At 70.4% G+C, this 11,559-nt stretch carries 6 protein-coding genes; all 6 read right to left on the bottom strand.

The genetic code is table 11. The annotated features are described in order from the left end of the window. Nucleotides 1–13 precede the first annotated feature (13 nt). The 6 genes from BLU22_RS08675 to BLU22_RS08700 all read right to left on the bottom strand — a co-directional run bounded on the left by BLU22_RS08675 (nt 14) and on the right by BLU22_RS08700 (nt 11,492). Nucleotides 14–1,768, bottom strand: a complete 1,755-nt coding sequence (locus BLU22_RS08675; RefSeq protein WP_197676747.1) for a putative bifunctional diguanylate cyclase/phosphodiesterase — start codon at nt 1,766–1,768, stop codon at nt 14–16. Further along, nucleotides 1,765–4,386, bottom strand: coding sequence for a GAF domain-containing protein (locus tag BLU22_RS08680; RefSeq protein WP_090213674.1), 2,622 nt, complete (start codon nt 4,384–4,386; stop codon nt 1,765–1,767). Before BLU22_RS08680 ends, BLU22_RS08675 begins: the two co-directional genes overlap by 4 nt. A 283-nt stretch (nt 4,387–4,669) precedes the next feature. Continuing rightward, nucleotides 4,670–6,490 (bottom strand): methyl-accepting chemotaxis protein, encoded by a 1,821-nt coding sequence (locus BLU22_RS15400; RefSeq protein ID WP_090213676.1) that lies wholly within the window; start codon nt 6,488–6,490, stop codon nt 4,670–4,672. A 539-nt stretch (nt 6,491–7,029) separates the two neighbouring features. Beyond that, the gene (locus tag BLU22_RS15295) at nt 7,030–8,706 is read right to left on the bottom strand and encodes a methyl-accepting chemotaxis protein (RefSeq protein ID WP_090213677.1); all 1,677 of its coding nucleotides are present in this window, start codon (nt 8,704–8,706) and stop codon (nt 7,030–7,032) included. Between the two features lie 289 nt (nt 8,707–8,995). After that, nucleotides 8,996–10,519, bottom strand: coding sequence for a methyl-accepting chemotaxis protein (locus BLU22_RS08695; RefSeq protein WP_157718983.1), 1,524 nt, complete (start codon nt 10,517–10,519; stop codon nt 8,996–8,998). Nucleotides 10,520–10,691: 172 nt separating this feature from the next. Beyond that, entirely contained in the window at nt 10,692–11,492 is an 801-nt protein-coding gene (locus BLU22_RS08700; protein ID WP_090213681.1) for a response regulator transcription factor, read from the bottom strand. Nucleotides 11,493–11,559: the final 67 nt, after the last annotated feature.

Here is an 11,559-nt window from a genome sequence, read left to right on the forward strand (position 1 = left end):
CGAACTCCGGGTGTCACGGGCAGGCGGCGTGCGTCTGCTGGCAGAAGGCGAGGAAGGCGTCGGCCTTGAGCGGCGGCGAATACCAGTAGCCCTGGCCGAGCTGGCAGCCGATGTCCTGCAGCAGGGCGACGTGCTCGGCGCGCTCGATGCCCTCGGCGACGGTGACGAAGCCGAAGTTGCGCGCCATCTGCACCACGGTTTCCGCCAGGCGCAGGTCCTGCAGGTTGCTGTCGATCTCGTTGACGAAGGCGCGGTCGATCTTCAGCACCGACACCGGCAGGGTCTTGAGGTAGGCCAGCGAGGAGTAGCCGGTGCCGAAGTCGTCGATAGCGATCGACAGGCCCTGCCCGGCCAGTTGCTGCAGCTGGCGGCGGGCCAGGGCGACGTCCTGCATCAGGCCCGACTCGGTGACCTCGATCTCCAGCGCGCCGCGCGGCAGGCTGCTGCGCTGCAGGCGTTCGAGCAGGCGCTCGGCGAAGTCGGGCTGCATCAGCTGCAGGGTGGCGACGTTGACCGCGATGCGGAAGCCGTCCGGCAACTGCTGCGCGGCGAACCAGGCTTCGAGCTGGCGGATGGCGCTGTCCAGCACCCAGTCGCCGATGCGCAGGATCTCGCCGCTGGCCTCGGCCAGGGGGACGAACTCGGCCGGCGAGACGAAGCCCAGCTCGGGATGCACCCAGCGCAGCAGCGCCTCGGCGCCGATCACCCGGCCGCTGCCGAGGTCGATCTTCGGCTGGTAGACGAGGAACATCTGCCGGCGGTCGAGGGCCTCGTGCAGGGCCAGGCGGTAGTGGCTGCGGCGCTGCAGCTCGGCCTCCAGCGCCGGATGGTAGAAGCGCCACTGGTCGGCCTCGCCCGGCACCGCGAGGGCGGCCTGGCGCAGCAGGTGGTCGGCCGAGTCGTGGGGCTGCTCGCTGTGGCTGACGCCGATGCGCAGGCCCAGCTGCAGGCGCAGGTGGTCGATGCTGAACGGCTGCGCCACGCAGGCGATCACCCGCTGCAGCAGCGCTTCCAGGCGCGTCGTGTCGTTGTCCGGCACATGGATCACCCAGGCGGTGTGCTTCCACACCGCAACGCCGGCGGCATCGCCCAGGCAGTCGAGCAGGCGGTCGCGCAGGCGCTGGCTGAGGGCGTCGCCGAGCACATGGCCGTGCAGGCGGGAGATCGCGGCGAAACCGTCGAGGGCGACGTAGCACAGGCTCAGCGGCTGTCCGGCGTGCAGCGCCTGCTCCAGGCTGGCGAGCAGGGCGCGGCGGTTGGGCAGCCCGGTGGCCGGGTCCTGGAAGGACAGGCGCTGGATCTCGGCGGTGCGCTCGTCGACCAGGCGCTGCAGCAGCAGGGCGCGGTCGTGGCGCTCGCGCAGCAGGAAGTGGACTTCCAGGGTGTTGTGGATGCGCTGCAGCACTTCGAGCTGGTCGAAGGGCTTGCCGAGGAAGTCGCGGGCGCCGAGGCCGAGGGCCTGCAGGCGGGTGTCGCGGTCGGTCTGCGCGCTGAGCACGATCACCGGCGGCATCTGCTCGCCCCAGCGCGCGCGCAGCTGGCCCAGCACCTGATGGCCGTCCAGGTGCGGCATGCGGATGTCGAGGAGGATCAGGTCGGGCAGCGCGTCCTCCAGCTGGGCGAGCACCTGGCGCGGGTCGGTCAGGCTGTGCAGGTTGGCGTAGCCGGCCTCGTCGAGCAGGTCGAGGAGCAGCTCGACGTTGATCGGGTTGTCGTCCACCACCAGGATGCGCGCATCCGGGTAACGGCAGTCGCTGGCCTGGATCACGGGGCCTCCTGCTGGGCGAAGGTGTCGAGCACGGCGAGCAGCCGGGCGATGTCGAGCGGCTTGGTCAGGTAGTCGGCGAAGCCGGCGGCCTTGGCCTGGCGCAGGTCGGCGGGCATGGCGTTGGCCGACAGGGCGATCACCGGAATGGCCTGCGTCGCCGGGTTGCGGGCGAGGATCGCCATCGCCTGGTAGCCGTTCATGCCCGGCAGGTTGATGTCCAGCAGGATCAGGTCGGGGCGCTGCGAGCAGGCCAGCTCCAGGCCCAGCTCGGCGGAGTGCGCGCAGTTCAGCGCAAAGCCGTCGAGGTCCTCGAACAGCTCGATCAGCAGGCGCTGGTTGGCCGGGTTGTCCTCGATGTACAGCACCTGGAAGCTCGCCGCGGCGGCCGTCTCGACCGGCGCGGCGACGCTCTCCGCGGCGCCCTCGTCGCTGGCCTGCGGCGCCGCGGCCAGCGGCAGCTCGAACCAGAACTCGCTGCCGACCCCCTCCTGGCTGTCGACGCCGATGCGCCCGCGCATCTGTTCGAGGATCTTCTTGGTCAGCGCCAGGCCGACCCCGGTGCCCTCGATGCTGCCGTTCTCGGCGCCCAGGCGGTTGAACGGCTGGAACAGCTGGTCGAGCTTGTCGGCGGCGATGCCCACGCCGTTGTCGGCGATGCGGATGCGCGCGCAGTCGCGCTCCACCCGGCAGTCGATGCGCACCGAGCCCTGCGGGCGGTTGTACTTGATGGCGTTGGTGATCAGGTTGATCAGCACCTGCTTGAGACGCGTGTAGTCGGCCTCGACCCAGGCGCTGCAGTGCGCGGTGGAGGGCCGCAGGGCGATGCCGTGCTGCTCGGCGATCGGCGCCAGGGTGCTGCAGGCGTCGTCCAGCACGTCGGCCAGGCGGATGTGCTCGATGGACAGGTTGATGTGCCCGGCCTCGATGCGCGCCAGGTCGAGCACCTCGTTGATCAGGTTGAGCAGGTGGTTGCCGCTCTTGTAGATCTGCTCCACCTGGCGCTGCTGGCGCTCGTTGAGCGGGTGCTTCTGGCTGGTGCTCAGCAGCTGGGCGAAGCCGAGGATGGCGTTGAGCGGGGTGCGCAGCTCGTGGCTCATCGAGGAGAGGAATTCGCTCTTGGCGCGGCTGGCTTCCTCGGCCTGGTCGCGGGCGCGTCGCAGTTGCTCGGTGAAGTTCTCCCGCTCGTGGAGCTGGCGGTACAGCTTGATCAGCAGCGCGCAGGTCGAGGTGAAGGGCTCCAGCCATTCCACCAGTTCGTCGCTGTAGGGCTGGCGGCCGTTGGCGATGGCGAACATGCCGATCACCTCGCCCTGGTCGAGGATCGGCACGCCCAGGTAGTTGTGCAGCGGCGGATGGCCGGGCGGGAAGCCGGTGCGCCGCGGATCGTCCGGCAGGTCGTTGCAGACGATGGTCTGTCCGCCGGCGAACACCTGGCCGAGCAGGCTGTGGGGGTTGTCGAGCAGCATCTCGCCGGCGCGCAGGCGCTCCAGCAACGCGCGCGAGGGCTCGTCCCAGGTCAGGTCGCTGATCGCGTGGATCTTCAGCGCCGCCTGGCCGTCGAGGTTCAGCACCTCGCCGATCAGCGCGTAGTCGCTGTTGGTCAGCTCGCGCAGGGCGTGCTTGAGGAAGGTCCACAGGCTGTTGCCGGACATCAGCGCCCGGTAGTCGGTCAGCCCGCGGTGCAGCACGCCGAGCAGGTGCTGCTGCTTGTCCAGCAGGGCGTTGGCGGTCTGCACCTCGCTGAGGTCGGAGAGGATGCCGATGAAGTCGCGCGCGTCGCTGCCGTCTTCGTAGCGCACCTCGCTGACCGCCAGATGCACCGGGATGGTGTGCCCGTCGCGGTGCAGCGCCTCGACCCGCCGGCCCTTGCCGATGATCCGCGCCTCGCCGCTGCTCAGGTAGTTGTGCAGGTACTGGTCGTGGTCGACCGCCCAGCGCATCGGCATCAGCCGGCTGACGTTCTCGCCGAGCAGCTCCTCGCGCCGGTAGCCGAGCAGGCCGAGGGCGAAGTCGTTGATCTCGCTGATCCGCCCGCGGCTGTCGATGCGCACGATGCCGGCCGCCGCGCCGCGCCCGATGGCCTCGTAGCGCGCGGCCTGCTGGCTGCTGTAGAGGCTTTCGCGGTCGAGCAGGCGGCGCTGCTGGTGCAGCTTGAGCAGCTCCTCGACCTGGCCGGCGAGGGCTTCCAGCTGGCGCAGCCGGGCCGCGTCGATCTGCCGGGGCCGGGTGTCGATGGCGCACAGGGTGCCCAGCACATGCTGGCCGTCGGGGCGCAGCGGAATGCCGGCGTAGAAGCGGATATGCGGCGCGCCGGTGACCAGCGGGCTGTGGGCGAAGCGCGGATCGGCCGCGGCGTCCTCGACCACCAGCGGCGTGCCCTGGAGCAGGGTCTGGTTGCAGAAGGACAGGTCGCGTCCGCTCTGGCAGGCGTCGAGGCCGAAGCGCGACTTGAACCACTGGCGTTCGGCGTCGGCCAGCGAGACCAGCACGATGGGCACCTCCAGCAGCTCGGCAGCCAGGGCGGTCAGGCGGTCGAAGGCCGGTTCGGCGGGGGTGTCGAGGATCTGCAGGTCGTGCAGGTATTGCAGGCGCGCGTGTTCGTTTTCCGGGTAGAGCATCCGTAGAGCATCCGTGTGGCGTGCCGCGTCGGCAGGCTGCGTGTATCGGGATCGCGCAGGCGATCGCAGTGCGCCGATTGTGCGGGCTGGCGGGGCTCCGCGTCGAGGCTTTGACGAAGGCGGTGCGGTGTGCGGGGCGGCGCCCGGAAAGCCGGCGCCGGGCGGGTGCGAGAGCAGGGCGATCCGCAGCGCTCGTGACGCCCGTGGGCGCGGTGCGCGCTGCGCTGACGCGCGCCCACGGGCGTCCGGCCGCTTCAGGCGCCTGCCCCGGGCGCGGGCCGGTTCAGAAGCTGCTCCACTCCTCGGCGACGGCAGGCGCGCGCAGCGGCGGCGTGCGCTGGGCGGCGCCATGGCGACGATGCACGCGCGGGGCCGGCCGGCTGTCGGGCTGCACATGATGGACCTTGTGCGCGGGGCGGGGGGTGTCCTGCGCGGGCGCACCTTCCGTGCCCTGGCCGGCCAGGCGCAGCACGGCGATGCTGTTGGCCAGCTCGCCGACCTGGGTTTCCAGGGTGCGTGCCGAGCGCGCCGATTCGCCCACCAGCCCGGCATTGCGCTGGGTGACCTCGTCCATCTGCGCCACCGCGCAGTTGACCTGCTCGATGCCGCGGTTCTGCTCGTCCGAGGCAGAGGCGATCTCGCCCATGATGTCGTTGACCTTGATGACCGCCTCGATCACCGCCTCGATGGCCTGCTCGGCCTGCCGCACCTGTGCGGCGCCGAGGCCGACTTCCTGGTTGGAGCGCTCGATCAGCTGGCGCACTTCCGCCGCCGCGCCGGCCGAGCGGTTGGCCAGGCTGCGCACCTCGCTGGCCACCACGGCGAAGCCGCGGCCGTGCTCGCCGGCGCGCGCCGCCTCCACCGAGGCGTTGAGGGCGAGGATGTTGGTCTGGAAGGCGATGGCGTCGATGACCCGGACGATCTCGGCGATCTTCTGCGAGCTGGCGGTGATGCTGTCCATCCGCTCGACCACCTGATGCATCGCCGCGCCGCTGTTGCGCACCTCGACGGCCGCCGAGTTGGCCAGCTGGCTGGCCTGGCGGGCGTTGTCGGCGTTCTGCTGCACGGTGGCGGTGATCTGCTCCATGCTGGCGGCGGTCTGCTGCAGCGAGGCGGCCTGCTGCTCGGTGCGCGAGGCCAGGTCGTCGTTGCCGGCGGCGACCTGGGCGGCGGCGGGCCTGACCAGACCGAGGCTGGCGTTGACCTCGGTGGCGATGTTGCCGAGGCTGCGCTGCATGACTTCGAGCATCGCGGTCAGGGTGGCGAACTCGTTGCGGCTGCCGGCGTCGCGCGCGGCGGCCAGGTTGCCGGCGGCGATCTGCATGGCGAACTGGGTGGCGCGGCGGATCTCGCCGCGCACGGTGCGCAGCATCCAGGCGAAGGCGCCGGCGCCGAGCAGGGCGGTCAGCAGCAGCACGCCGACCTGCAGGTAGTCGAAGCCGGTCTGCGCCTGCAGGACGCCGTCGAGCAGGCGGGCGGCGGCTGCGTTGCTGCCATCCAGGGCGTTCAGTTCGCCCTGCAGGGCGTTGTGGCGCCACAGCACCAGGCCGAGGGCGAGCAGCAGGAACGCCGCGTTGATCGACAGGGCGGCGAGGATTCGCGCCCGCAGGCTGTTCAGGTGCAGGCGCTGGAGGCGTGCCGCCAGGCCGGTCTGCACGATGCGCCCGTTGTCCAGGCGGATACCGCGCCGGTCGCCGGCGCGCAGGCGGGCATAGGTGTCTTCGGCGAGGCGGATTTCCTCCTCGCTCGGCTTGACCCGCACCGAGGTGTAGCCCTGCACCTGGCCGCTCTCGACGATGGGCGTGACATGGGCGCGGACCCAGTAGTAGTCGCCGTTCTTGCGCCGGTTCTTCACCAGGCCGACCCAGATTTCCCCGCGGGCCAGGGTCTGCCACAGGTTGGCGAAGGCCTCCTTGGGCATGTCGGGGTGGCGGACGATGCTGTGCGGCGCGCCGAGCAGTTCCTCGCGCGAGTAGCCGCTGACCTCGACGAAGGACTGCGCGGCATAGGTGATGCGGCCCTGGGTGTCGGTGCGCGACAGCAGGTTCTGGTGTTCGCCGACCTTGTACTCTCGGCCGGTGGGGGACTGCGGGCGGTCATTCATTGCCAGGTTCTCACTGCGATAGAGCAGATGGGGAGTCGAAAACTGGTATCCGCACAGGCATGGTCAGGGGCTGCGACGTTGGCAGACCTGTTGTTATGGGCCGCTTGCGGCGGCTGCGCCGGCGCAGTGGAGCGCCGCGCCATATTTCGATTTCTTATACCTTAAGAAGTGTAAGGAATAATTTCGGCGACTGTAAGTCGTTGTCTCGATAGAATTTTTTGCGATGCTGCGGTTTTTGTGACGTTATTCTGACGTCACGCGGCGGCGGGCTGCGTGTGGCGGGGCATGGTCGCGCGGTCAGCAGTGTCTGGTCGCGGCGAGAGGGGCGCATGCGGCTGCGTGCGCATATTGTTATGCGCCAGAGAATTCTTTGTACAGGTTTTGTATGGATTTTCGGGCGGGATGCCCGGCCGGAGGGGGCGCGACGTTACCGCCGCGAGCTGCGCAACGCCCGCACGATCATGCGCGGGCGTACGCCGGCAGCGCGGCAGGGGAGCTGCCGCACTGCCGATCGGCCGGCCAGACCGGCCGGCGCCGACTCAGAACTCGCTCCACTCGTCCGCCTCGGCGTTGCGCCGGGCCGGGCTCGACGCGGCCGGGGCGCGCCGGGGTTCCACCTGGGCGGGGTTCGACGCCGGCAGCGCTGCGGGCGCCAGCGGGCGCGGCGCAAGGCCGCCGTGGCCGCTCGTGCCGAGGTCGAACACGGCGACGGAGTGCTCCAGCTGCTGCGCCTGATGGGCCAGGGTCTGCGAGGAATGCGCGGCGCGCTGCACCAGCGAGGCGTTCTGCTGGGTGACCTGATCGAGCTGGCTCACTGCCGTGTTGATCTGTTCGATGCCCTGGCTCTGTTCCTGGGAGGCGGCGGCGATCTCGTCGATGATGTCGCTGACCTTGCGCACCGCCGCGACGATGTCGAGGATGATCCGCCCGGCGTCCTCGGCGTGTCGGGAACCGCCCTGGACGCGGCTCACCGACTCCTCGATCAGCGCCTTGATCTCCTGGGCGGCGGCGGCGCTGCGGCTGGCCAGCGTGCGCACCTCGTTGGCGACCACCGCGAAGCCGCGGCCCTGCTCGCCGGCGCGCGCCGCTTCCACCGAGGCGTTGAGGGCGAGGATGTTGGTCTGGAAGGCGATGGAGTCGATCACGCCGATGATGCTGGCGATGCGCTGCGAGCTGTCGGCGATCCCTTCCATGGTGGAGACCACCTGACCGACCACCGCGCGGCCCTGCTCGGCGATCCCCGAGGCGTCGTCGGCCAGACGGCTGGCCTGGCGCGCGTTGTCGGCGTTCTGCTTGACCGTGGCGGTCAGCTCTTCCAGGCTCGCGGCGGTTTCCTCCAGCGAGGCGGCCTGCTGCTCGGTGCGTGCGCTGAGGTCCTGGTTGCCGCCGGAAATCTCCGCGGTGACCTGGGAAATGCTCGTGGAGCCAAGACGGATTTCGTGCACCACGCGGGCGAGGGCGCTGCGCATCTCGGCCAGCGCCGACTGCAGGCTGCCCAGCTCGTCGCGACGCTCCACGCGCACCTCGCGGCCCAACTGGCCGGCGGCGATCGCTTGCGCCACCTCGACGGCGCCTTGCACCGGGCGGGTAACGCTGCGCGCGATCAGGACGGCCATGCCGGCGCCGACCAGCAGCGCGACCACCGCCAGGGCGACGAGCAGGTAGCTGGCGCTGTCCACCGAGGCGCTGACCTCGCCGGAGAACTGCTGGTCGAGCCGGTGCTGGAAGGCGCTGAACTCGCCGATCCGCGCGATGTACTGCTCGGCGGCGGGAATCAGCTTGCCGCTCAGGTCGTCCGGGCCGGCCACCCCGTTCTTGAGGTCGGCGAAGAAGGCGCTGCGCAGGTCGACATAGCGCTTGCGGTGCTCGGCGACGCTCTGCAGCAGGGCCTTGCCCTCGGGCGAGGTGACGGACTTTTCCAGCTCGCCCTGCAGCAGGCTGATCTCGTCCGTGGTCTGCTTGATGAGCGGGGCGAAGTAGGCCTCCACCGCCGGGTCGTTCTGCGACTGGGCGATGGCCAGGGCCCGGGTCACGTTCAGGCGCGTGTTGGCCAGCCACTCGTTGGCGAGGGTGGAGCGTCGGTGCCGCTCCGTGGCGTCGACGAAGGAGTCGTCGACGGATTGCAGTCCGCTGACCGCGGTGGCGATGGCGATCAGCATCATGAGCAGGACGCTCGCGAAGCCCAGGCCAAGTCGGGTGCCGATTGTGAGGTTCATGCCTGCTCCTTCCCTTTCCATTGGTTATCCAGCATTGCGGTCGCGGCGATCCGGCTGGCATGCCTGCTGCGCTCATCCCGTGCGGCCCGACGGGGCGCCGCGCGGCGGCGTCCTTGTGCGGGCGATGGCGGAGGTTCGGGACGGGGCTGCACGCCGCTCCGCTCCACCCGCTCGGGCAGGTGCGCAATCGCTCGGTGGCAGGCAGTTTAGGGGAAGTTTCTGGTGCCGGTAAGTCGTTGTCCGGGCTGTTTTTTTCGATACTCTGCAGGCTTTGGTCGGGATTCTGGCGTCAGTCCGCCGTGGCGAAGGCTGCCCGTGCGTTGCCGGCGCGCTCGGCAGCGCTCGCGCCGCCCGCGGCCGTGGCGAGGTTGAAGCGCTCCAGGGTGGCGAGCAGTTCGTGGGCGGTGTCCTGCAGCGTGCCGGCCTGCTGGCGGTTGGCCTGGATGGCGGCGTTGCTGCGGGTCAGCGACTGGCTCATCGAGCGCGCGCTGTCGCCGAGGGCGGCGATGTCCTCGTGCTGCTGGTGGGTGGTGCGGTCGATGTCCTGCATGCGCGCGGCGACCTGCCGGCAGGCGGCAAGGATGTCCTGCATGAGCTGCGCGCTGCGGGCGCTCTGCTGCAGGCCACCGTCCACGCTGAGGTCGGCGGCGCCGACCTGCTCGCGGATCTGCCGGGCGATCTCGTGGGTGCGCTGGGCCAGGTCGCGGACCTCGCCGGCGACCACCGCGAAGCCGCGGCCCTGCTCGCCGGCCCGCGAAGCCTCGATGGCGGCGTTGAGGGCCAGCAGGTTGGTCTGGGTGGTGATCGCGTCGATGCTGCCGAGCAGGCCGGCGATGGCCCGGGTGTGCTCGGCGATGTCGCCCATACTCGCCTGCAGGCCGTCCATGGCCTGCATGCCGTCCCCGGCGCGGGCCTCCACCTCGGCGGTGAGCTGGCGGGTCTGGTGGGCCTGTTCGCTGCTCTGCCGGGTGGCGTCGCTGAGCTGCTGGCTGCGCGCGGCGATCTGCGCGACCTGCTCGGCGTTGTGGGCCGCCTGGCCGGCCAGCTCGTGCTGGCGGGCGTTGAGCTGCTGGCTGCTGGCTTCGACCTGATGGGCGGTCTGGCGCGCCTGCTGCAGGGTCTGCAACAGGTGCTCCTGCAGGCCGGCCATGGCCGCCAGCGCCGGGCGGCGGGTGTCGCCGAGCGGGGCGGCGAGATCGCCGTGGCGGGCGCGGGCGGCGAAGGCGGTGATCCGCAGGCCGTCGCCGAGCACGCCGCGCAGTTCCTGACTGAGGTAGGCGAGGATCGCCGCCTGTGCGACCACCGCGCCGGCGTGCATCAGCAGGCAGTGCAGCAGCGCCTCGGCCGGGGCATGCAGGCTGTGTTCGCCCAGGTCGTAGAGGCGCAGCAGGCCGCGCGCCTGCAGCAGGGTGAACAGCAGGTGATGGAGGGCGATGGCACCGGCGCCGGCGAGGATCACCCGCCAGTCGGCATAGAGGATCAGCACCGACAGCAGGATGAACACGCTGAAGTGCGCTTCGATCAGGCCGTTGCCCAGCTCGATCAGCAGTGCCGAGCAGCCCATCAGCAGGACCGCCATGGTCGAGGCGCTGAGCAGGCTGCCCGGATACAGCCGGCCGATAAGCCAGGCCGGCACGCCGAGCAGCAGGGCGACGAAGGGGGTGAGCAGCCAGCGCTCGCTGCTGGCGCCGACGATCATGCAGAGCAGCAGGGTGGCCAGCGCCGGCAGCCAGGCCAGGCGGTCGATGCGGGCGCGGTAGGCCTGGAAGGCGTGTGGGGTGCCGGCAGGGCTCTGGTGCGGAATGGGCGACATCGCGGGCTCTCTTTTCCTGTACAGGATTTTCATATTGTACAGGTTTTGTGTGATTTGTAGCGACGCATCTTGCCCGCCGCGCCACCACGCACCGCGCTGCCGCAGGGGGCGCCGCTACGCGGTGGCGGAACGCTGTCGGGCGAGGTCTTGTGGAAGGCGCGGGGACGCGGCGTCAGTCGGCCGGGCAGTCGGCGCGGTTCTGGCGGAACTGCAGCGGGGTGACGCCGAAGCGCTCCTTGAAGGCGGTGGCGAAGTTGGCGCCGCTGGTGAAGCCCAGTTCTAGGGCGATGGTCTGCACTTCCCGCGTGGTGTCGCTGAGCAGCGCGCGGGCCTGGCGCATGCGCTCCTCGCGCAGGTAGGTGAACACGGTGGCACCGACGCAGTGCTTGAAGGCCTCGTTGAGGCGCTTGGGGTTGGTGCTGACCAGGCGCGCCAGGCATTCGAGGTTGGGGGTTTCGGCCAGGTTGCGCAGCAGGTGCTGGCGGGCCGACTGGAACAGGATGCTGTCGAGGTTGGAGGCGCCCGGCGCCGGCTCGCTGGCTTCCGGGGCCGCTGCCGCCGGGCGGCGCGCGCGCAGGTGCATGCTCAGGCGGATGCGCACTTCCTCGAAGTTGAACGGCTTGGTGACGTAGTCCACGGCGCCGGCCAGCAGGCCTTCCAGGCGTTCGTCGGGCATCACCGCGCCGGACAGGAAGATCACCGGAATGTCGCTGGTGCGGGCGTCGGCCTGCAGTTGCCGGCAGGCGCTCAGGCCGTCGCAGACCGGCATGCGCACGTCCATCAGGATCATGTCCGGACGGATCGTCTGGGCCTTGCGGATGCCTTCCAGGCCGTTGGTGGCGAGGTGGACGATGGCGCCTTTCTGGCGCAGGTAGGCTTCCAGCAGCATGCGGTCGACGTCGGCGTCTTCGACGATCAGGATGTGCCGGTCGTGCAGCTCGTGGCTGCCCAAAAGGGGATGGTTCGTGGTCATGGGCTCTGCGCCTGCCTCCCTGCGGCACTGCCGCCTGGCGGCCCCTGCTGGTGCGGAGTGCATCACG

The sequence above is a fragment of the Pseudomonas guangdongensis genome (assembly GCF_900105885.1).
GTDB classification, from domain to species: Bacteria; Pseudomonadota; Gammaproteobacteria; order Pseudomonadales; family Pseudomonadaceae; genus Geopseudomonas; species Geopseudomonas guangdongensis.